Consider the following 21501-nt stretch of genomic DNA (forward strand, 5'->3'; position numbering starts at 1 on the left):
CGCCGCCCGAGGCGCAGAAACTTCCGCCACTACCGAACCTTCAAGGCCGGCGTGTCCGCCGGGTGCGACAACAACTCCTTCAACTCGTCGTCCAGCACGAGGACCGTCACGGAACAGCCCTGCATGTCGAGCGAGGTCATGTAGTCACCGACCCAGGCGTCCCACGTCGTCAGGTCGCGCTCGTCGAGCAGCGACTGGAGTTTGCGGTTCACGATGTACAACTCCATCAGCGGCGTCCCGCCCATCCCGTTGACGATGGTGGCGACCTCGGCGCCCGACTCGGGGTTCAGGTCGTCCAGCACCCGTTCGGTCAGTCGCTCGGTTATCTCGTCGGCGGGCATCATCTCCGTGCGCTCGACGCCGGGTTCGCCGTGGATGCCGATGCCGAGTTCGATCTCCTCCTCGCCGAGGTCGAACGTCGGTTCGCCCTTCTCGGGCGTCACGCAGGAGGTCAGCGCGGTTCCCATCGTCGCGACGTTGTCGATGACCTTCTGGGCGACGCGCTGAACCTCGTCCAAGTCCTCACCGCGGTCCGCCATCGCGCCCGCGACCTTGTGGACGAAGATGGTGCCGCAGACGCCGCGTCGTCCCGAGGTGTACAGCGAATCCTCGACCGCGACGTCGTCGTTGACGACCACTTCGGCCACTTCGACGTCGCTCTCCATCTCGGCCAGTTCGGCCGCGGTCTCGAAGTTCATCACGTCGCCCTCGTAGTTCTTGACGACGTTGAGCACGCCCTTCCCGGCGTCACAGGCCTGTATCATCTCGTTCACCTCGTCGGCGGTCGGCGAGGTGAACACCTCGCCCGCCGCCGCCCCGTCGAGCATCCCCGGACCGAGGTAGCCCGCGTGGGTCGGTTCGTGACCGCTCCCCCCGCCGCTGACGACGGCGACCTTCCCGTCGACGGGCGCGTCGTTCCGGACGAGGACGTTCGAGTCGGGGAGTCGCCGTACTTCGTCGGGGTGCGCCGCGACCATCCCGTCCAGCATCTCGTCCACGACGTCGGACGGTTCGTTGATGAGTTTCTTCATGTGTCGTGCTACCATCCACCCGCCACCGCATAAGGATTCCCCTAGGCCGCGCGGGGGTTCACGGGTACGCCCTCCGTTAGAGACGGACGCCAAATCTCACGGGGTGAACGACCGCTCCATCGCCACCACCGGAACCGTCACGCGGCGTCCCTCGTACTCCATCTCGCGCGTTCCTTGCCGCACCGAGCGATAGCCCCGTCGCTCGTAGAACCCGACCGCGTTCAGCGACGCCCGCAGTTCGAGCCGTTTCGACCCCGTTCCGAGGGCGTACCCTTCGAGGTGGGCGAGGACGGTCGAACCGACGCCCCGGCGCGCGTGCTCCGGGTGGACGTACACCGCCCTGATTTCGTTCTCCCCCGGAACGACGTGTCCGAACCCGACGATGTTCTCGCCCGCCTCCGCGACCGCGACGTGGTGGTCGTCGTCCTCGATGGGAGTGCGGTCGGGTTCCTCGTCTTTCGCCGCCCACGCCGATACCTGGGTCTCGTCGTACGCCGCCGGGCCGAACGCGAGCACGGACTCGGTGTGGAGTCGCGAGATTTTCGGCGCGTCGTCGCCCGTCGCGGGACGAATCCGGGTCATCTCCGTCTCGACACTCTCGACGGACGGTTATCAGCGGGTCGATGGTGCAGATCCGACTGTCGTTCGAGCGCGCTTCCGCGAACGTATCGCGTCGAGCACCGTTTCCGAGGGGACGGCTGGACGCAAAACGCTTATAAACTATCGAAACCTCGATAGGAAAACGAAATCCCTCGAGATATGGAGCGGTTCGAATCGTCCGAACGCGAGTTGCAGGCGAGCGAGCACCGCGAGCGGGTCGGCACCCTCTCGACCCGCGACGTTTCAGACCTCATCGTGTCGCTCGACGCGGACGACCCGAAGCGCCGCGCGAGCGCCGCGTGGTCGCTCGCGGAGGTGGCCGCGAGCACCCCCGAGCGCGTCCCCGTCTCCGACCTCGCGCAGGCGGCGGCCGACGACGACCGATGGGTTCGGCGCGGGGCGACGTGGGCGCTCGCCGAAGTCGCGCAGGCAGACCCCGCGAGCGCTCGTCCGGTCGTCGAACGCGCCATCGATTTGATTCCCGACAGTGACCCGCTGGTGCGGGAGAACGCCGTCGTCGCCGTCGCCGGGGTCGCGTCGAAGTACCCGCGGAAAGCGGAACCGGCCATCGTTTCGCTCGCTGAGCTTCGGAACGCCGACGACGGACTCGTCCGCCGGTACGCGACCGAGGCGCTTCGCCACGTCGTGGACGCGCTCTCGGAATCGACGCTCTCCGGCGACCCCGTCGTCATCAGCGTGAGCGACCCGCGGTTGGCCGACATCTTGCCCGCCGGGCCGAACGTCGTGCAAGTCGGCGAAACGGGGGGCGACGGGCCGATTCGCATCGGTCCGGAATCGTCGCTCGAAGTCGACGCGCGGACGACCGCCGAAAACCGACAGAGCCGGATCGGCACCGGCCCGCCGCCGGACGAGGACATCGCTTCGCCGCCCCCGCTCTCGGTCGAGTACGGCGACTTCGAGAAGTTGAACGCCGTCGGCAGGTCGCCGCTGGTGACCGTCCACCGAGCGCGGGCCTCGACGCCCAGCGAGCAACACGCCGTCGCGACGCTCTCGACGCTGCGCTCCGACCGCCGAGAGGGGACGCTCCCGGCGTCGTTCGGTCGCGCCGTCGAGCGGTGGTCGACCATCGACGAGCACGACCACGTGCTGGCCGTGCGGGCGCACGGCGACTCGCCCGCGCCGTGGTTCGCCGCGGAGTTCACCGACGGCGGAACGCTCGCCGACTACTTCGACGCCGGGTTCGACGCGTCGCTCTGGTTCGCACGCGGAATCGCGCGCGCCGTCTCGCACGCGCACGCCCTCGGCGTGATTCACGGAGGGTTGGCTCCCTCCTCGGTCCGATTCTCGACGACGTTCGGTTCGACGTGGCCCGTCCCGAAGGTCGGCGATTGGGGGTTCGCGGACGTCGCCGCGGACGCGCAGCGTCCCCCCGTCCCTCCGGCCTTCGCGGCACCGGAACACGTCGAACCGGAGTCGTTCGGCGTCGTCGACCACTCGACGGACGTGTACGGACTCGGGGCGCTCCTCTACGCGCTGCTCACCGGACGTCCGCCGTTCGCGGGGGAACCGCACGTCGTCGTCGGACAGTTGACCGCGATCGATCCGCCCGCGCCGACGGAGCGCAATCCGGAACTTCCCGACGCGGCGGACGACTTACTCGGCCGCGCGCTGGCGAAGCGGAAACCGGAGCGCTACGAGACGGTGGACGACCTGCTGGTCGCGCTCGAACGGTGTATCGAGACGCGCGACCTCGAACGGGTCGAATAAATTAAGTAATCGTGCGCTCATTTCGAGTCAGGTAGATGACCATCCCACTCGCACAGGCCGGCGCCGACGCCGGGACGACGGTCGTTCGGTTCGTCGGTTCCGGTCTCCTCGCGGTCTCCGCCGCCGTCTTCGGGTTCTACGCGCTTCGGAACCTGCAACTGAATCGGCTGGAGTCCCAGCGCCCGTTCTGGCGCTATCTCGTCTCCATCGGATTCGCCGGCGTGCTGTACGGCGCGCTCGGCGTGGCGGGGACCCTCTCGTCCGAGCGCTGGTTGGTCGCGCTCGGACACGCGGCGCTCCTCTTTTACACGGTGTTTCTCGCGTTCGCCATGCGCGAACTGTACTACAACAGCGCGCTCGCCCCGCCGCCGGACGAGCGCCGGATTCCGCTCTCGCGGCTGCGGCGAATCGAACTGGGGTTCGTGGGTATCATCCTGCTGGAGCTGTCGGTCGTCCTCCTCCTCGGTCACGGGTCGGTCGTGGCGGTCGTCAAGGGCGTCGGCAGCGTCTCGTTCGCGGTCTACGGCGTCGTCTTCGGCGAACGACTGGAGTCGCTCACGCGGGGAACGTCGGTCGACACGCTCCGACGACACCTGCTTCCCGTGCTCGTCTGCGCCGGACTCCTCGGGTTCGCCGACCTCGGCGTCCACGTCGGTCTCGGCCCGCTCGTCGTCGAGAGTATCGAGAGCGTCTTCGTCGTGATGATCGGCGCGTTCTTGCTCACGGCGACGATTCGACTTCAGCAGAACGTGAGTGGGCTCTCCGGCGGTCGCTGACCTGCTCTCCGGAGAGTCACCGACTCAGATTCTGCGTAGCCGTCCGTCCTCGCAGTGGGGACACTCCGCGTCCGGACCGGGACGGGTGCTGACGCGCCCGCACATCGAACACGCCCTGACCAGTCGCTCGCGTCGCCGACACTCCCGTTCGAGCGACGCCAACCGAACCTCGGTCTCGGCGAGGTGTCGCCGAAGCGAATCGAGTTCCGCGCGGAGTTCCGCGACCGTCCGAAGTCGATTTCGGTCGATCCGACGCCTCGGTGGGGCGATTCGCGGGTGCCGATTCGGTGACGCTCGTCCGCGTTCGTTCGTCGGCATGGTTCTCGCGGAGGAGAACGACGCGGACGGTTATGAAGCGGTCGCTCGTCGCGCGGGTGAGGATTACGAGTCGGCCCGACGCTATCTCGTCGCGTCGTCGGGCCGGGCGACCGGGAGCGGCGCGTACAGTCGCTTGCGGGCGTCGGGAACGTACAGCCGTTCTTCCACGATATCCCGCTCTTTCAGTTTGGTTAGCGCGTCGCGCGTCGTTCGGGCGGGTAACAGGGCGTCTTCGCGCACCTGTCGCTGCGTCAACGGTGCGTCATCTTCCAAGACCCGATAGACGAGTTTCGCACTGGGTGGCAGTTCGAGGAGCCGTTCGAATCGCTGCTGTGGAGTCGTTTCACTGCCGGAGCGCCCGGCAAAAGCGACCACTGGGTTTCGACATACCGGTCCCATCTTCGCACTCTTCGCGGTTATTCGTTTCGGTATTTCGAGGGAAAATAGCGCCGGTCGAACCGCGTACCGAATTCGACCTCCGTCTGACTCTTCAACCACAAGATATAAAGATGCCTTAACGAATGGTTTATTAACAAACTGCTCCAATCGGAAAAACCTGAACACTTGAAATCAACTATGGTTGCTGACGAATCAACGATTCTCGTCGTCGACGACGAGGAAGACGTAACGGATCTCTACGCGACGTGGCTAGAGGATTCCTACGATGTCCGGCGGGCGTACGAGGGCCACTCGGCGTTGGAAAAACTGGACGACGAAGTGGACGTCGTGCTGCTCGACCGCCGGATGCCCGGTCTCTCCGGCGACGAAGTTCTCGAACAAATCCGGAACCGCGAACTCCACTCCCGCGTGGTGATGGTCACCGCCGTCAAACCGGATTTCGACATCATCGACATGGGCTTCGACGACTACCTCGTCAAACCGGTGTCGAAAGACGACCTCTACACCACCGTCGAAGGGATGCTCACTCGCGTCGAGTACGACGACCGGATGCAGGAGTACTTCTCGCTCGTGTCGAAGAAAGCCGTGCTCGAAGCCGAGAAAGACGAGGAGGAACTCGCCGAGAACGACGGGTATCGAGAGCTGACGGTGCGAGTCGAGACCCTCCGAGAAACGGTGGACGACGCGCGAGCGAGCCTCCGCGACCACGACGATTTCGTCGGCGCCTTCCAGGACCTCTCTTAAACCCGCGCTTCCGTGCTCTCTGTCGCGGTTTCGCTCGCCACCCTGCGGCCGCCCATGGCGAGGCCGACCATCGAGAGCCCGCTCGTCAGGAGACTGACGCCGAACAGGAGACCGAGCGCCCACCCCGCGCTGGCGGGCCACCCGGCCCAGAGCAGTCCGGCGAGGACGAGCGAGACGACGCCGCTGACGGCGACCCACGCCCAGTTCCGCTCCGGACGGAGGACGAACCCCATGACGAGTTCGACGACGCCGTTGATCGCGAGGTACGCGATGAGCAGCAGCGTCAGCGTCGCCAACCCGCGTATCGGATCGAAGACGAGCGAGACCCCCGCGACGGCGTAGACGACCGCGAGGAGCACCTGCCAGAGGACGCCCTTCCAGTCGCCCGCGGAGAACGCGTGAACCGCGTGCAGTCCCGCTCCGATCAGCAGCGCCGCGCCGATCAGCACCGACAGCGCGACGCCGGTGACGAACGGGAAGAAGATGGCCGCGACGCCGAGCACCGCGAGGATGGCTCCGACGCTCAGCAACATTCTCCACGTCGTGTCCGCCGTACTCCGGACGGTCGTGTCTCTAACTTCCGTGCTCATTTTCCCACCCGTCCCGAGAGACGACGGCGACCGTCAAAACCGATTGGGCCGCCCGTCGGTTCGCCGACCGGCGAGGTGCGTCTCCAACCGAGTATCAGAAATAATAAAGTATCGGTCCTCGCAGAATTCGGACATGGCTGTCGAGGACACGGACGAGATTCTGGCCGCGCTCGGAGTGGAGGACGAGGAAGTGTTCGGGACGGCGGAATCGCGATACGAACGCCGATTGCTCTCCGCGCTCGTGGACGCGCGCCGCGACGACGTGGACTACTGGCGACTGTTCGAACTCACGGAGCGCTTCCAGCGGGCCGCGATTCGCGCTTCGTTCGCGCGAGGCGAGTTCGGGCCCGACCACGTCGACGTCGGGGAAGAGACGGTGCAGTACTCGCAGAGAGTCCACGCGACGGCGCGGGCCCGCGCCGCGGGCGCGCCCGAGCGACGACTGCTCGTCAATCTCGCCGGCGCGTACCGGTTGTTCGAGGACGAGTGGTCGGGAGAGCGGTAACTGTCGGTGCAGTTCGAAAGAAAACCTCGTGTACCCCTACCCGAGGTGGATCCGAATTGTCGGGGATGGGATAAATGCTTTGTGTTCCGCGGTCGCCTCAGAACGCGAGCGTGTAGACGTTCTCGGCGTACTCGCGACCGCCCAACTCGACCGTCGCCTCGTCGTCCTTCTCGAACCCGAGTCCGAGGTAGAACTCGTTGCCCATCTCGTTGTCCGCGAGCACCATCGCTCGCATCCGTTTCATGTTGAAGTCCTGTAGATCATCCCGCAGTCGCTCGTGGAGCGCGGTGCCGACGCCCTCCCCCCAATCGTCCGGGTCGACGTAGAGGCGAAGCACGTCGCCCTCGTCCTCGTGGCAGACGGCGTGACAGAACCCGATGAGTTCCTCGTCCTCGACCGCCACGAGGAAGGCCGTTCCGGGTTTGTCGAGGGCGTCTGCTAGCGATTCGTTCGAGTACCACGACGCCACAGTCTCCGTGATGGTCTCGTCGTCCAAGATATCGTCGTAGGCTTCGTTCCACGCGCGGTGGGCGACCCGTCGAATCGCCCCGAAATCGCCCTCGCTCGCTGGTCGAATTTCCATGGCTCTCTCCTCCGTTCCCGTCTTCGCCGTGTTACACGGTAACAGTTCCGAACCACCAGTGCGGTTGCAGAAAGGAAGTTCAGCTTGCTTCCACGGTCGGGCGCGACCCCCCGAACACCAGTTTCGTTCCCGGTTCGATGCCCGTCCTGTTGGCGAATCCCTGTCGCATCTCGACGACGTACTTCGCGGGCGCCTCGCTCGTGTAACTCCGGAGTTGGGAGTCGCTCGCCTCGGGTTGCGGGTCGGCGTGCGCGACGTTGATGACGGTGCCGTTCGCCGAGACGAAGATGATGTCGAGCGGAATGAGCGTGTTCTTCATCCAGAACGACTGCGTCGTCGCCTCCCCGAAGACGAACAGCATCCCGTGGTTGCGGGGGAGCGACCGCCGGTACATCAGTCCGTGACTCCGTTCGTCCGGCGAATTCGCCACTTCGAGCGTCACCGACGTTCGGTTTCCGTCGGTGACGAACGCCGCGGAGACGTTCTCCTCGGTGTCGGTCGTCGTGTGCGTCGACTGTCCGTCCGACTGAAACGCCCCGTCGTTCCCCAGTCCCATCCCCGCGCAGCCGGCCAGCACGGCGAGGCAGGCGACCAGCAGGGCGGCGGTCACGCGCATGACCGGTAACGACGGTAGCTATCGATAAAAATAGGGGTGTTTTCTCGGCGTTCGCGGCGTCGCTTTCGCTACGGTCCCGTCGTTTAGAACTCTCCGCCGAGCCGCACGTTCCCCCGCATCGATTTCGGGTGGTACTCGCAGTAGTACTGATTCATCTCCCGCCGTGCGGTGAACGTCACGTGTCGCGTCGCGCCCGGTGTCGACGCCGATTCGGTGGCGACGAGTTCGTTTCCGTTCGAATCCTCGACGATGAGTTCGTGTTCTTTCCCGTCGACGTTTATCCAGACGAGCGTGTACGTTCGGCCGGCTCTGAGCCGCAAAGCGGGGTTCTCCTCCCCGTGAATCCGCGACGGTGCGAGACCGAGCCAGTGTTTCACCTCGCCGCCGAGGATTATCGGCGTCCCTTCGACGGAGATGCCCCGCGTCGTCTCCTGCGCGCCGGCCGCGTCGCTCGCGCCCGCGGCGACCCCCGCGCCGCCGAAGGCTCGCAGTACGGCCCGTCGCGTCGCTCCGCCGTCGCAGTCTCCGTGTCGGTTTGTCATCGTTTCCCCCGGTCGGCTACCACGGTCTCCGGTAAAGGCTTCGCGCACCGTTCGACGGTTCGCCGGTTCGAATTCCCAACTTAACACACCCGAGAGGGGTGCGGGGTCGCCGAGCGCGGGCGGAAACGCTCGCTTAAAGCACCGCCACGAGGAATCCGACGAGTAGCGACGCCGCGACGACCACCTGGAATATCGCGGACGCGAGCAGTCCGACCGCGGTGTAAGCGGCGGTTCGGGCACCTCTCCGAGCGTCCCGCGTTCGATAGAACTCGACCGCGAACGCGGCGAGCGCGACGCCGACGAACATCCCGAGCGGTCCGGTGACCAGCAGGGCCAGCAGTCCGACGACCGCGGCGGCCGCGGCGGTCCAGCGCGACCCGCCCCCCGCGCGGGCCGAAACCGCCCCCGCGGCGTACTCCCCGACGATGGCGATGCCCCCCACGACCGTCGCGCCGACGACGAAGAGGAGACTCGGCTCCGCGAAGTCCGTCCCCCACCAGTAACCGTACACTCCGGCGAGCGACAGGGGAACGCCCGGGAGGAGCGGGAGGACGCTCCCGAGGACGCCGGCGAGCAGGAGGACGAGGGCGACGAGGAGGGGCCAGTCCATACGGACACGTCGCACCCGACGCGGATAATCGCTCGGGATTCGGGAGCGTCTTCGTTCGCTCCCGTGGCTGAACTATTTAACTGATGACGGCATACGTCGGAAACAGGATTGGCAGTCATGTCCGACAGCGAACCGTCGTTCTCGATTCCGCACCGCCCGCGTCGGCGGTATCCGCGACGGGGCGGCGTCCGTTACGAGGGCGAGACCATCTTCCGCCTCTCGCCCAGTCTCGACCGCTCCGAGGAGCGTCTCGTCTCCCTCGTGACGGAGATACTGGACGACGACCCGTACACCTTCGGCGACTGGTTCGACCTCCCCGTCCCGATGTACCTCGTTCGCGACCACGACTGCGATACGACGTTCCGGGTCGTCGTCCGCTACGGATCGGTCGAGCTGCACGTTCTCCCCGACACTCGCTCGTCCGCCCTCCGCGCTCTCTACCGGCGACTCGCGGCGCGGTCGGACGTTTCGTGGAGCGTCTCGTGCGAATCGAAGCCGGACGCCTGACGCCGCGCGAGAAGTGCAATATTAAATACCGTTAGTGCGGAACACGAGCAATGGCGCTCCACGCAGACACCCGCGACCGAACCCTCCGCACCGCCCTGAACCGAGACGAGATGTGGGCGCTCGCGGACGAAGAGGGCGTTCGAGAGGCGCGACAGGCCTACCCCTCCGGCTGGCTCTTTCTGACCCGCGACGCCGCGACCCGCGAACTGGTTCGGCTCGCCGCGGCGACGGGCGGCGAGTGGGAACTCGACGAACTCGCGCACGAACTCGACCGGGACCCGGAGAGCGTCGAACGAAGTCTGGACGACCTCGTCTCGCTCGACGCGTTCCGAGAGGCGGACGGAATCTACCGCCCGAATCCGGAGAGCGTCGTGGCTCGCACCGCCGAACGACTCCGACGCGCCGCCGACGAACACGGCGCGTCGGACGGCCTCAGCGACCTCGCCACCCCGGAGGCGGTTCGGCTGATGCTAGATGCGCTGCTCTCCCCGGACGCGGACGAACCCTTCACGCAGGACGACCTCCACGAACTCGTCGGTCTCCCGCGAAAAACGGTTTGGATGCACGTCGAACGGCTCACGAATCTCGGGGTGCTCGAAGCGTCCGGCGACGGCTACGTGACGAGCGAAACGAATCCGGTCCTCGGACACGTCAGAGCTCTCGACGCTGCGGTTCTCGGGGCGGCGCTCTCGCCTTAGACGGCCTGCGTCTGGGCGAGGTCTTCGCCGACGTACTGCTCTTCCCACTCGCGGCGCGCTTCGATCTCCCGCGCCCCCCTGCGGGTGAGCGTGTAGTAGTTCGTCCGGCGGTCGCGCTGGCCCTTCTCGACCAACCCTTTGTCCACCAGCGAGTCGAGATTGGGGTAGAGTCGACCGTGGTGAATCTCTTTCTCGTAGTAGGCTTCGAGCTCTTCTTTGATGGCGAGTCCGTGGGGTTCGTCTAACCCAGCGATGACGTACAGCAAGTCCCGCTGGAAACCAGTCAGGTCGTGCATGGTTCTCCCTAGGACTACAGAATCATGCAACAGACAAAAGAGTGATGGCCAAATCGGGCTCTCCCCGCCGCTTGCTTGCGGTTTATCTCTTTCCCTCTCCGTCCCCTCTGGACGAGCAACCTGTTTCCGAAACGACACCAGACGGCTCTCCCCAGACCGTGAACTATCTTCACGGTTCGTCACGTCCTCGCTCCGGCGCTCGACGTCGGTGCGGCGTTCTCCGCCGTCGCGGCGCGAGACTCGAAGCGTCGACGGGCGCCCGACGCCTCGAAAACGGTGCGGAACGTGACACGATTCGCGGTGCGGCGATACTTGAATCCGACATCGGATTTAAGCCGATATGTCTGTTTCTCTCTGACATGGCGACAGGGAACGAGTCCCTCGACTTCGAGACGTACCGTGATTCGCTCGGCCACGAGCCGCCCGATGCCAACCCAGCCCTCGCCGACGACCTGCGCGCCGCGGTCGACGGAGAAGTCCGCTTCGACGAGTACACGCAGGTGTTGTACGCCACCGACGGGAGCATCTATCAGGCTCGCCCGGCGGGGGTCGTCTTCCCGACCCGCGCCGAGGACGTGCAGGCCGCGGTTCGCGTGGCGGCCGACCACGACGTTCCCGTCCTCCCGCGCGGCGCCGGGTCGTCGCTCGCGGGACAGGCGGTCGGACCGGGCTGCGTCGTCCTCGACCTCACGCGGCACATGGACGCCATCGTGGACGTCGACCCCGAGAACCGCCGGGCGGTGGTCGAACCCGGCGTCGTGCAGGACGACCTCGACGCCCACCTCGAACGGTGGGACCTGAAGTTCGCGCCCGACCCGGCCTCCTCCAACCGGGCGACCGTCGGCGGCGGCATCGGCAACAACTCCACCGGGGCGCACTCGGTTCGGTACGGCATCACCGACGCCTACACCGCCGAACTGGACGTGGTGCTGGCGGACGGGTCGCTCGTGCACACCCGCGAGGTAGTCATCGGTAGCGAGGAGTGGGACGAACTCGTCGGCAAGGACGACCGCGAGGCCGAACTGTACCGCGCCGTCCGAGGGTTGGTCGAGGACAACCGCGAGGAGATCGCCGACCGTTATCCCACGCTCAAGCGCAGCGTCAGCGGCTACAACCTCCACAAGGTCGTTTACGAGCGCGACGGCGAGACGTGCATCAACCTCTCGAAGCTGTTCGTCGGGGCGGAGGGGACGCTCGGCGTGGTCGTCCGCGCGACCATCGACCTCGTCAGCCGCCCCGAGGAGACCGCGCTCGCGCTCTACTGCTACGACGACCTCGTCTCGGCGCTGTCGGCGGTTCCCGAGGCGCTCGAGTTCGACGTGAGCGCCGTCGAGTTGATGGACGACGAGGTGTTCCGACTCGCCCGCAACTCCACCGAGTTCGCGGAGTACGCCGAACCGATTCCGGAGCGCGCGGAGGCCGCCCTGATGCTGGAGTTCGACTCCGAACTCCACGACGATTTCGAGGGGGCCGTCGCGGAGACGACCGCTCACTTCGTCGGCGCGGGCGAGGCGTTCGACGTGCTCGAAGCCTACTCGGACGAGGACCGGGCCAAACTCTGGAAGCTCCGCAAGGCCGCCATCCCGCTCCTGATGAGCATGGAGGGCGACCCGAAGCCGTACCCCTTCATCGAGGACGCGTCCGTCCCGCCCGAGGAACTCGCCGAGTACGTCCGGGAGTTCATGGGCGTCCTCGAAGACCACGACACCACGGCGGCCTACTTCGCCCACGCGGGGAGCGGCACCCTCCACATCCGCCCCATCCTGAACCTGAAAGAGGAGGACGGCATCGAGACGATGCACTCCATCGCCGAGGACGTGACCTCGCTGGTGCTCGACCACCACGGTTCCTTCTCGGGCGAACACGGCGACGGACTCGCCCGAACCGAGTTCAACCCGAAGATGTACGGGCCGCAGCTCTGGAGCGCGTTCAAAGAGCTCAAGACGACGTTCGACCCCGACTGGCGGATGAACCCCGGAAAGGTCGTCTTCCGGGACGACGCGGACATGCGCGAGCACCTCCGGTACGGCGCCGAGTACTCCTCCGTCGAGCCGACCACCGTGCAGGACTTCTCCGAGGAGGGCGGTTTCTCGCACCTCGTGGAACTCTGCAACGGCTGCGGCACCTGCCGCCAGACGGGGAGCGAGACGATGTGCCCCTCCTACCGCGGGATGAAAGACGAGATGGCGACCACGCGCGGGCGCGCGAACCTCCTTCGGGCCGCCATCAGCGGCGAGATTCCGACCGAGGAGCTGTTCACCGACCGGTTCCAGAACGAGGTGTTGGACCTCTGTCTCGGCTGCAAGGGCTGCGCCCGCGACTGCCCGACCGGCGTCGACCTCGCCAAACTCAAGGCCGAGGTGAAACACGCCAAGCACAGGAAGGAGGGCGCGAGCCTCCGCGACCGCCTGTTCGCCGACATCGACCGCGTCTCGGCGCTGGGAAGCGCGCTCGCCCCCGTCTCGAACTGGGCCGCGAAGCTTCCGGGCGCGGACTACGTCGCCGAGAAGGCCTTCGGCATCGCTCCCGAGCGCGACGTTCCCCGATTCCGCAGGGAGACGCTCGCGGATTGGTTCGACGCGCGGGGCCCCCGAATTCCCGCGGACGTCGCAACCGAGCGCGTCCTCCTCTTCCCGGACACCTTCACGAACTACAGCCACCCCGCCCCCGGCAAGGCCGCCGTCCGGGTGCTCGAAGCCGCGGGCGTCCACGTCGAGGTTCCGACCGACCTCGCGCCGAGCGGTCGGGCCGCGTACTCGGAGGGTTTCCTCGATAGAGCGCGCGAGCAGGCCGAGGCGAACGTCGCCGCCCTCGAATCGCGCGTCGCCGACGGCTGGTCGGTGGTGTTCGTGGAACCCTCCGACGCCGTGATGTTCCAGGACGAGTACCGCGACCTGCTCGCGGACTCGCCGGTGGCGGGGGCCGTCGAGGAGGTCGCGGCGAGCGCCTTCGGCGTCTGCGAGTTCGTCGACCGCAGGCGACTGGACGACGACATCGAGTTCGACTCGGTGGACGAGTCGCTCGCCTACCACGGTCACTGCAACCAGAAGGCCCTCCGCCGCGACCACCACGCGGTCGGCGTCCTCCGGCGCGCGGGCTACGAGGTCGACCCCCTCGATTCGGGTTGTTGCGGCATGGCGGGAAGCTTCGGCTACCGCGCGGAGCAGTACGACCTCTCGCAGGCCATCGGTCGAATCCTGTTCGACAAGGTCGAGGAGAGCGACGCGGAGCGCGTCGTCGCGCCCGGCGCGTCCTGCCGGACGCAACTCGAAGGGTACGAGACCCGTCCGCCCCACCCCATCGAGAAGGTCGCCGAAGCGCTGAACCGACCGTAACTTTTTATCGGAGAACGCTCCACCTTCGGCCATGTCAGCCGACACCGTCGCCGCCTTCCGAGAGTCGCTCCGGGAACTCGGCGTCGAGTTCGTCCGGACGACGAGCGCGGACGCGAACGACGCGCTCCGCGAGCGCGTCGTCGAACCCGCGGTCGGGACGCCGCTTCCCTTCGACGGCGTCTCGCTCCCCGCGTCCGTCACGCGCGACCCGACGCTGGACGAGTTGGAGCGGGCGCGGACGGGAATCACGCCCGCGACCTTCGCCGTCGCGGACTACGGAACGGTCGTCGTCCAACCGACCGACGCGGGCGAGGACAGCGCCAGCCTCCATCCCGACCGCCACGTCGCCGTGGTCGCCGAGAGCGACGTGGTGCCCGGCATGACCGCCGCGTTCGACCGCCTCGCCGACGCCGCGGCGTCGGGCGGGAGCGCCGTGTTCGCCACCGGGCCGAGCGCGACCGCCGACATGGGCGCGCTCGTCCGCGGCGTCCACGGCCCGAAAGAAGTCCACGTCCTCCTCCTCTCCGACCGATGAGCCGAGCCGACGCCATCCGCGAACTGCTCGCGACCGAGGGCGGGAGCGTCGAGACCAACACCCGGACGTTCAACGAGGGGCGGTACGAGTCGGTCGCCGACCTCGAGGAGTACGAGGCGCTGAAAGACCGGGCGCGGGAGATAAAGGAGGACGCCATCGAACGCCTCCCGGAACTCGTCGAGCGGGTGCGCGAGTCCGTCGAAGCAAACGGCGGGACGGTGTACCTCGCCGAGGACGCGGACGACGCGAACCGGTACGTCGCCGACGTCGCCGACGACGCCGAGGTGCTGGTCAAGAGCAAGACGATGACCGGCGAGGAGATAGCGGTGAACGACCGCCTCGAAGCCGCCGGAGTCGACGTGTACGAGACCGACCTCGGCGAGTTCGTCCTCCAAGTGGCCGACGAGGCCCCCTCCCACCTCGTCGCGCCCGCCATCCACCGCTCGCGCGAGGACATCGCCCGCCTGTTCGAGGAGCAGTTCGACGCGGACGAACCGCTCGAAACCGCAGGGGACTTGACCCGGTTCGCCAGCGACTACCTCGGCGAGCGAATCCGCGAGGCCGACGTGGGATTGACGGGCGCGAACTTCGTCGCGGCAGAGACGGGGACGCTCGCGCTCGTCACGAGCGAGGGCAACGCGCGAAAGACCGCCTCGGTACCCGACACCCACGTCGCGGTCGCCGGGGTCGAGAAACTCGTTCCGACGGTCGCCGACCTCCAACCGTTCGTCGAACTCATCGGGCGCTCCGCGACGGGTCAGGACATCACCTCCTACGTCTCGTTTCTGACGCCGCCGGTCGAGACGCCGACGTTCTCGGGCGACGACCGGGACTTCCACCTCGTCCTGCTGGACAACGGCCGGACGGCGATGCGCGAGGACGACGTGCTCCGCGAGACGCTGTACTGCGTCCGCTGCGGCGCGTGCGCCAACTCCTGTGCAAACTTCCAGCACGTCGGCGGTCACGCCTTCGGCGGCGAGACCTACACCGGCGGCATCGCGACCGGGTGGGAGGCGGGCGTCCACGGACTCGACAGCGCCGCCGAGTTCAACGACCTCTGCACCGGTTGTTCGCGCTGCGTGAACGCCTGCCCGGTGAAGATCGACATCCCGTGGCTGAACGCCGCCGTCCGCGACCGCATCAACCGCGAGGGGGACGACGGACTGGACTTCGTCTACCGCGGTCTCACGCCGGACGACGAACCCTCCGGCCCCGACCGCCAGAAGCGACTGTTCGGCAACTTCTCGACGCTCGCCAGACTCGGCAGTCGGTTCGCGCCGCTCTCGAACTGGGTCGCGGACTCGACGCCGGGGCGTCGACTGCTGGCGCGGGCGTTCGACGTCGACCCCCGCCGCGAACTGCCCCGATTTCGACGCGAGACGCTGGTCGACTGGTTCGCCGGGCGCGATCCGCTTCCCGCGGACGTGGCGGAGCGCGAGGCCGTCCTCTACCCCGACCCCTCCACGAACTACATCCACGTCGAACGCGGGAAAGCCGCGGTGCGGGTGCTCGAATCGCTCGGCGTCGCGGTGCGCGTTCCCGAGTTGCCGCCGACGGGGCGCGCACCGCTCTCGCAGGGGATGGTCGAGACGGCGCGGGGGCACGCCCGCGACCTCGCGGACGCGCTCTCCCCGCACCTCGACGCGGGGCGGGACGTGGTCGTCGTCGAACCCAGCGACCTCGCCATGCTCCGGCGCGACTACGACCACCTCCTCGCCGACCCCGACCCCCTCCGCGAGAACAGCTACGAACTGCTGGAGTACGTCTACGGCCTGTTGGAAAACGGCGCGAACGCGGGGATCTTCTCGCCGCCGGACGGCGAGCGACGGGTCACCTACCACGCCCACTGTCAAGCGCGAACGCTCGGCCTCGAACCCTACACCGTCGCCGTGCTCGAACGGCTGGGCTACGACGTGGCGACGACCGAGGCGGAGTGCTGCGGCATGGCGGGGAGTTTCGGCTACAAAGCCGACTACTACGAGTTGAGCGTCGCCGTCGGCGAGTCGCTGGCCGAAGAGATAGCCGACGAAATCGTGCTGGCGAGCGGCGCGTCATGTTCGGAGCAACTCGACGCGCTCCCCGTCGAATCGCCGCGTCATCCGGTGGAGCTCCTGAACCGCTGCATGGAATAATTTTAAATCCGATGACTGAATTGTAGTTGACGGATATCGGGGCCGACAGATCAGATGCAACCTATCGAAATCACCTATATCGTACTCAGCGTCGTCCTCGCGGCGACCGGTCTCACCATGGTGGGACTGGCGATGCGGGCGTACCTCCAGACCTCCCGTCGGTCGATGCTCGTCCTCTCGGTCGGGTTCTCGATTCTCGTCGCGGCCGCCATCGCCACCACCTTCAGCGCGTTTCTCTACAACTTCGAGAACAGCCGAGTGCTGTTGACCGTGAACTACGGCGTCTCGACGGTCGGCTACCTGTTCGTCATCTACAGCGTGACGGGTGCCGACTGACCGAGGAGAAACGACGGGTCGACCGAATCGCACCGGGTGGCTATTTTTCCCTCCCGCGCGTTCGACGGCGTATGAGCGAACTGAGACGAGCGGTGCGCGCCGGCGAGTCCGTCGTCGGGACGTGGCTCTCCGTCGGCCACCCGACGGTCGCGGAGTTGAGCGCCGAACTCGGCTTCGACTTCGCCGTCATCGACGCGGAACACACCTCGATGTCGATGGAGACGGTCGAGAACCTCGCCCGCGCGGTGGACGCCGCGGGCGGCGAGACGGAACCCGTCGCCCGCGTACCGGACGACGACCCGGCCCGAATCAAGCGCGTCCTCGACACCGGCGTTTCCGGTGTTATCGTTCCGATGGTGGAGACGGTCGAACAGGCCCGCGGAGTGGTCGAAGCGACGCGGTATCCGCCGGACGGGATTCGAGGCGTCGCCGGCGCTCGGGCCTCGACGTACGGACTCGGACTGGCCGACTACTTCGAGCGGGCGAACGACGAACTCCTCGTCGTCGCGCAGATCGAGACCGCGGAAGGAGTGGAGAACGCGGCCGCTATCGCCGCCGTGGACGGTATCGACGCCCTGTTCGTCGGCCCGGCGGACCTCTCGGCGTCGGTCGGCCGGTTCGGCGAGACCGACTCGTTGGACACCGAGATTTCCGCTGTCTTGGACGCGGGACGAGAGACCGACACGCCCGTCGGAACCATCGCGTTCGACCCCGACGACGTGGCGCGGTGGGCGGACGCGGGATTCGACTTCCAGGTGGTCGGCGTCGACGTCGGGTACGTCATCGACGGCGCGACTCGGGCGAAGCGAGCGTACGAGGAGGCCACGCGATGACGCTGGTTTGCTATCGGTGCGGCCGCGAAGCGGCGGCGGGCGCGCGCTGCGAGTGCGGCGAACCGCTCTGGACAGCGGTCGACGCCGGCGATTTCTCGTGGCCGGACTCTCGCCAGCGGGGGATGTGGCGCTACGCCGACCTGCTTCCCGCGGGGCCGCCGCCGGGCGTCGGGTCGGCGGCGGGCGGGACGCCGCTTTTCCGCGCGCCGCGTCTCGACGAGTACGCCGGGTGCGCGCTCTGGGTCAAAGACGAGGGGCGGAATCCGACGGGCAGTTTCAAAGACCGGGGGAGCGCGGTCGGCGTCGCCCGCGCCCTCGAAGCGGGCGACGACTGGGTCGGCACCGTCTCGCACGGGAACATGGCGATGAGCACGGCCGCCACCGCGGCCGGCGCAGGGCTGGACTGCCTCGTCCTCGTCCCCGACGACATCCCCCAAGAGCGACCCGCCCACATCGCGCGGTACGACCCCGAAATCGTGCGGGTCGAGGGTGATTACGGCCGACTCTACGACGAGAGCTTCGAACTACGGGGCGTCCGGTTCGTCAACTCCGACACCCCCGACCGAGTCGCGGGCCAGAAGACGACGGCGTTGGAGGTCTGCGAGGCGTTCGCTGACTCCCGCCCCTCGCGGCGTTCGTCGCGCGCCGACTCCGAGGAGACCGACGGGCGCGACGCTCCCGACGCCATCGTCGCCCCCGTCAGCAGCGGCGGGCACGCGAGCGCAACCTGGAAAGGACTGCGCGAACTCCGCGAGGCCGACTTACTCGACACCGTCCCGCGCTTCTACCTCGTGCAGGCGGCGGCCTGCGACCCCATCGCGCGGGCGTACCGCTCCGGCGCGAAGGAGGTGACGCCGGTCGACGGGGGCGAGACGGTGGCGTACTCCATCGCCAACGCCGACCCGCCGAGCGGTAATCGCGCGCTGGCGGCGGTTCGCGAGACGGGCGGGGCCGCCCTCTCGGTGTCGGACGACGCCATCCTCGACGCGAAGCGGCGATTCGCCCGCCGGGCGGGTCTCAGCGTCGAACCGGCCTCGGCGACGACGCTGGCCGGAATTCGTCGTCTCTCGGAGCGCGGCGAAATCGCGCCCGACGATCACGTCGTCGCGGTCGCGACCGGCACCGGCTTCCGCGAGCGGTCCGACGCGTCCGCGACTCCGCGAGAGGCTCGGATGGAGGACCTCTCGAGGCTGGTTCGGTCGCTCGTCCCCGGGTCGTCCGGATAGCAGCGCGCCGGGAGGTAGCCGGTCTCGATGCTCGCGCCGTTGCTCACCACCTCGACGCTCGTGAACACGAACTCGGGGCCGTACGGCTCGGTCACCGTCCCGTTCATCGGCCCGACCAGCGCCTTCCCCTCGTCGCCCGTCGCGGTGTCGCGGTAGGTGACGACGAGGCTGTAACTAACCCATTTCGGCTCGACCGACACGGTCACGTTTCGACAGGTGTAGTCGACGTCGGCCGTCGGCGAGACGACGTCGGGTTGGTTCGTCGCCGCGAGCGCGGAACCGAACCCGACCCCCGCGGCCGCCCCCACGGCCGCCACGACCAGCAGCGTCAGCGTCGCTCCCCCGGGTTGCATACCGCTAGCACGGCGCGAACGCAGTTAGCGATTGTTGCCGGTTCGGTCGGCGTCGGCTGCGACGTCGCTACTCGTCGGCGTAGCGAATCTCATCGACGACGCGGCGCTCGCCGTCCTCGTATCGGTAGACGACCCCCTCCTCCTCGTCCCTCGTCGCGCGGTGCGTTCCGTCGCAGAAGGGGTAGTCGTCCGAGAGACCGCACAGGCAGAGCGCGACGTTCCCTTTCTCGTCGTCGAAATCCTCCTCGTCGAGTTTCAGCGGACCGGTCGCGGCGTGCCGGACTTCGCGGGCCATGGTCCGGATTGTATCCCTCGGTACTTCAAACTCGCCGGACGCCGACCGGGTCGCGGGCGCTCAGTCCTCGGCGACCGCGTCTTCCGAAACGTCGTCCGCGACCGTTTCGTCCGCGACCGCCTCCTGAACCCTGATTCCTTTCGAGGCGAGGTGGCGCAACTGCCGGCGGGCGAACTCCTCCTCGCGGGTGCCGCGCGTGGCGAGCACGTACATTCTCGCGCGGCCGGCGGGTCGCATGGTTCGCCCGGCGCGCTGCGCCCCCTGCCGCCGGGAACCGCCGAGACCTGACGCGACGATGGCTAACTCGGCGTCCGGCAGGTCGATTCCCTCGTCGCCGACGCGGGAGACGACGAGGGTGTCGAGGCGGCCGTCGCGGAACGCCTGCAGGTGACGCTCGCGCTCGGCGTGGCGCATCTGCCCGCTGACGAAGGGGACGTCCAGCGCTTCGGCGATGTCGTTCCCCTGCTCCAGGAACTCCACGAACACCAGCGCCTTCGCGGTCGGGTGTTCGGCCAGCAGGTAGCGAATCTCGTCCACCTTCGCTGGGTTCGACGCCGCTATCTGGCGCTTACCGTGCTGGGTGGCGCTGGCGTACTCGCCGTGATACGCCTCGTCGTCCCAGCCGACGTACCGAATCTCGACTTCGGGTTCGGCGACGAAACCGGCCTCGAACAGGGCGTCCCAGTCCGTCCCGATGGGCGGGCCGACGAGCGTGAAGATGTCCTTCTCCCTGTCGTCCTCCCGGACCGGCGTCGCCGACAGTCCGAGTCGGTGTTTCGTCTGGAGGTCCGCGCTCCGGCGGAAGACCCGACTCGGAATGTGCTGGCACTCGTCGTAGACGATGAGCCCCCAGCGCCGCTGGTCGAACAACTGGCGGTGTCTGTCCATCCCTGCGGTCTGGTAGGTTGCGACGGTCACCGGTCGCACGTTCTTCTCGCCGCCGTGGTACTCGCCGACCTGTTCTCGGGAGAGGTCGGTGTGCGCGAGCAGTTCGTCGCGCCACTGCCCCGCGAGTTCTCGGCTCGGCACGAGTATCAGCGTCTCCCCGGAGACGGCTTCGAGGACGCCCATCGCGGCGACGGTCTTCCCGCTTCCCGGCGGGCCGACGAGGACGCCCGATTTCGCGTCGACGAACTCCTCGACCCACTCGCGCTGGTAGTCGCGCAGGTCGAGGCGGAGTTCGACGGGGAGTTCGTCGCCGGCGTCGAGGTCGCGCTCGTCCCGCACGGGGTAACCCGCCTCGTAGAGGATTCGCTTGACCTCGGCGACCTTCTCCTCGGCGACCCAGCTCTCGTCGTCGGCGATGGCGGCGCGCAGGTGGCTCTCGTCCAGTTTCTGTCGCGCGACGTTCCCCATCAGGTCGTCGCTCGCGGCCTGCAGGACGACGTAGCCGTCCTCGTGGGTGTAGAGGCGGAACTGTCTGGCGCGCTTCCACTGCTGTTCGACGAACGCCTCCAGGTCCGGCGACTGCTCCGGGAGCACCTGCCGAACCGTCCGCATCAGTTCGTCGAGCGAGTCGTAGGGGGCGGACCAGACGTCCTCCTGTCGGATCTCGTAGGAGTACCCCCCGGTCCGCGTCGTGTCGGTGAGGTGCGCGAACTGCGATAGCTGCGCGCGGGTGAACTGCCGAGGCTGGTCGGCGATTATCTCGCGGCGCTTCGGGAAGACGACGATTCGCTCGCGGTCGGCCAACTTCTCCCACTCTGTCGGGAACCAGACGACCGGGTCGCGCTCCACGTCGAGACGGGCCACCTCGCGCTCGTCGGCCAGGCGCTCCAGCGCGCGATTCGCCGCCTCGTGCGAGCAGTCGAGGGCGCGCGCCACCTCCTCGGCGGTGAGCACCGGTCGCCCGATCTCCTCGACGGCGTCGTAGAAGTCCGAAATCTCGTAGTCCTCGTCGGTCACTGTCGGGT

At 67.5% G+C, this 21501-nt stretch carries 24 protein-coding genes; 12 read left to right on the forward strand and 12 right to left on the reverse strand.

The features are described 5' to 3' along the window. Positions 1-29 precede the first annotated feature (29 nt). Positions 30-1031, reverse strand: coding sequence for a dihydroxyacetone kinase subunit DhaK (gene dhaK, locus LIX00_RS21240; RefSeq protein WP_227357166.1), 1002 nt, complete (start codon positions 1029-1031; stop codon positions 30-32). Between the two features lie 96 nt (positions 1032-1127). Further along, a complete protein-coding gene (locus tag LIX00_RS21245; protein ID WP_227357036.1) occupies positions 1128-1613 on the reverse strand; it encodes a GNAT family N-acetyltransferase in 486 nt (161 codons plus the stop codon). Between the two features lie 177 nt (positions 1614-1790). Between LIX00_RS21245 and LIX00_RS21250 the strand changes: the two genes are divergently transcribed. Then, positions 1791-3359: a protein kinase domain-containing protein gene (locus LIX00_RS21250; protein WP_227357037.1), complete on the forward strand. Its 1569-nt coding sequence runs from the start codon at positions 1791-1793 to the stop codon at positions 3357-3359. 35 nt (positions 3360-3394) lie between these two features. Continuing rightward, positions 3395-4135, forward strand: coding sequence for a hypothetical protein (locus LIX00_RS21255; RefSeq protein ID WP_227357038.1), 741 nt, complete (start codon positions 3395-3397; stop codon positions 4133-4135). Positions 4136-4159: 24 nt separating this feature from the next. Here LIX00_RS21255 and LIX00_RS21260 read toward each other — a convergent pair whose 3' ends face one another. Together LIX00_RS21260 and LIX00_RS21265 are read right to left on the reverse strand one after the other, a co-directional pair. Further along, positions 4160-4453, reverse strand: a complete 294-nt coding sequence (locus LIX00_RS21260) for a hypothetical protein (RefSeq protein ID WP_227357039.1) — start codon at positions 4451-4453, stop codon at positions 4160-4162. 81 nt (positions 4454-4534) lie between these two features. Then, positions 4535-4828, reverse strand: a complete 294-nt coding sequence (locus LIX00_RS21265; RefSeq protein ID WP_227357040.1) for a hypothetical protein — start codon at positions 4826-4828, stop codon at positions 4535-4537. A gap of 201 nt (positions 4829-5029) precedes the next feature. On the opposite strand from LIX00_RS21265, the gene LIX00_RS21270 reads away from it, so the two are divergent. Next, positions 5030-5596, forward strand: a complete 567-nt coding sequence (locus LIX00_RS21270) for a HalX domain-containing protein (protein WP_227357041.1) — start codon at positions 5030-5032, stop codon at positions 5594-5596. Here LIX00_RS21270 and LIX00_RS21275 read toward each other — a convergent pair. Then, positions 5593-6186 (reverse strand): HdeD family acid-resistance protein, encoded by a 594-nt coding sequence (locus tag LIX00_RS21275; protein ID WP_227357042.1) that lies wholly within the window; start codon positions 6184-6186, stop codon positions 5593-5595. The genes LIX00_RS21270 and LIX00_RS21275 overlap by 4 nt on opposite strands. Positions 6187-6319: 133 nt before the next feature. Here LIX00_RS21275 and LIX00_RS21280 point away from each other — a divergent pair, with 133 nt between their 5' ends. Next, on the forward strand, positions 6320-6691 hold the full coding sequence (locus LIX00_RS21280; RefSeq protein WP_227357043.1) for a hypothetical protein: 372 nt from the start codon (positions 6320-6322) through the stop codon (positions 6689-6691). Between the two features lie 97 nt (positions 6692-6788). Here the strand turns inward: LIX00_RS21280 and LIX00_RS21285 are convergent, their stop codons facing one another. The 4 genes from LIX00_RS21285 to LIX00_RS21300 all read right to left on the reverse strand — a co-directional run bounded on the left by LIX00_RS21285 (position 6789) and on the right by LIX00_RS21300 (position 9042). Then, positions 6789-7274 (reverse strand): GNAT family N-acetyltransferase, encoded by a 486-nt coding sequence (locus tag LIX00_RS21285; protein ID WP_227357044.1) that lies wholly within the window; start codon positions 7272-7274, stop codon positions 6789-6791. A gap of 79 nt (positions 7275-7353) precedes the next feature. Beyond that, positions 7354-7890: a DUF192 domain-containing protein gene (locus LIX00_RS21290; protein ID WP_227357045.1), complete on the reverse strand. Its 537-nt coding sequence runs from the start codon at positions 7888-7890 to the stop codon at positions 7354-7356. Positions 7891-7973: 83 nt separating this feature from the next. Continuing rightward, positions 7974-8432 carry a cupredoxin domain-containing protein gene (locus tag LIX00_RS21295; RefSeq protein ID WP_227357046.1) on the reverse strand — a complete coding sequence of 153 codons (459 nt, stop codon included), beginning with the start codon at positions 8430-8432 and terminating at the stop codon, positions 7974-7976. Between the two features lie 133 nt (positions 8433-8565). Then, positions 8566-9042: a DUF456 family protein gene (locus LIX00_RS21300; protein WP_227357047.1), complete on the reverse strand. Its 477-nt coding sequence runs from the start codon at positions 9040-9042 to the stop codon at positions 8566-8568. Between the two features lie 117 nt (positions 9043-9159). Here LIX00_RS21300 and LIX00_RS21305 point away from each other — a divergent pair, with 117 nt between their 5' ends. Together LIX00_RS21305 and LIX00_RS21310 are read left to right on the forward strand one after the other, a co-directional pair. Continuing rightward, on the forward strand, positions 9160-9549 hold the full coding sequence (locus LIX00_RS21305; RefSeq protein WP_227357048.1) for a hypothetical protein: 390 nt from the start codon (positions 9160-9162) through the stop codon (positions 9547-9549). 50 nt (positions 9550-9599) lie between these two features. Beyond that, positions 9600-10247 carry a hypothetical protein gene (locus LIX00_RS21310; protein WP_227357049.1) on the forward strand — a complete coding sequence of 216 codons (648 nt, stop codon included), beginning with the start codon at positions 9600-9602 and terminating at the stop codon, positions 10245-10247. Here LIX00_RS21310 and LIX00_RS21315 read toward each other — a convergent pair. Continuing rightward, the gene (locus tag LIX00_RS21315) at positions 10244-10543 is read right to left on the reverse strand and encodes a PadR family transcriptional regulator (protein ID WP_227357050.1); all 300 of its coding nucleotides are present in this window, start codon (positions 10541-10543) and stop codon (positions 10244-10246) included. The two genes, LIX00_RS21310 and LIX00_RS21315, sit on opposite strands and share 4 nt — an antisense overlap. Before the next feature lie 359 nt (positions 10544-10902). On the opposite strand from LIX00_RS21315, the gene LIX00_RS21320 reads away from it, so the two are divergent. The 6 genes from LIX00_RS21320 (at position 10903) to LIX00_RS21345 (ending at position 18940) form a co-directional block, all read left to right on the forward strand. Then, entirely contained in the window at positions 10903-13878 is a 2976-nt protein-coding gene (locus LIX00_RS21320; RefSeq protein WP_227357051.1) for an FAD-binding and (Fe-S)-binding domain-containing protein, read from the forward strand. Positions 13879-13909: 31 nt separating this feature from the next. After that, complete coding sequence (locus tag LIX00_RS21325) at positions 13910-14413, forward strand: LutC/YkgG family protein (RefSeq protein ID WP_227357052.1); 504 nt, start codon at positions 13910-13912, stop codon at positions 14411-14413. After that, on the forward strand, positions 14410-16545 hold the full coding sequence (locus LIX00_RS21330; protein ID WP_227357053.1) for an LUD domain-containing protein: 2136 nt from the start codon (positions 14410-14412) through the stop codon (positions 16543-16545). Before LIX00_RS21325 ends, LIX00_RS21330 begins: the two co-directional genes overlap by 4 nt. A gap of 54 nt (positions 16546-16599) precedes the next feature. Beyond that, positions 16600-16881, forward strand: coding sequence for a hypothetical protein (locus LIX00_RS21335; protein ID WP_227357054.1), 282 nt, complete (start codon positions 16600-16602; stop codon positions 16879-16881). Between the two features lie 71 nt (positions 16882-16952). Then, positions 16953-17714 (forward strand): HpcH/HpaI aldolase family protein, encoded by a 762-nt coding sequence (locus tag LIX00_RS21340; protein WP_227357055.1) that lies wholly within the window; start codon positions 16953-16955, stop codon positions 17712-17714. Next, positions 17711-18940, forward strand: coding sequence for a threonine synthase (locus LIX00_RS21345; RefSeq protein WP_227357056.1), 1230 nt, complete (start codon positions 17711-17713; stop codon positions 18938-18940). Before LIX00_RS21340 ends, LIX00_RS21345 begins: the two co-directional genes overlap by 4 nt. Positions 18941-19360: 420 nt before the next feature. Here the strand turns inward: LIX00_RS21345 and LIX00_RS21350 are convergent, their stop codons facing one another. Both LIX00_RS21350 and LIX00_RS21355 read right to left on the reverse strand, forming a co-directional pair. Further along, positions 19361-19588, reverse strand: a complete 228-nt coding sequence (locus LIX00_RS21350; RefSeq protein ID WP_227357057.1) for a CDGSH iron-sulfur domain-containing protein — start codon at positions 19586-19588, stop codon at positions 19361-19363. 60 nt (positions 19589-19648) lie between these two features. After that, the gene (locus LIX00_RS21355) at positions 19649-21493 is read right to left on the reverse strand and encodes a DEAD/DEAH box helicase (RefSeq protein ID WP_227357058.1); all 1845 of its coding nucleotides are present in this window, start codon (positions 21491-21493) and stop codon (positions 19649-19651) included. Positions 21494-21501: the final 8 nt, after the last annotated feature.

Origin of the sequence: Haladaptatus salinisoli (assembly GCF_020614375.1) — an archaeon.
In the GTDB taxonomy this organism is placed as follows: domain Archaea; phylum Halobacteriota; class Halobacteria; order Halobacteriales; family Haladaptataceae; genus Haladaptatus; species Haladaptatus salinisoli.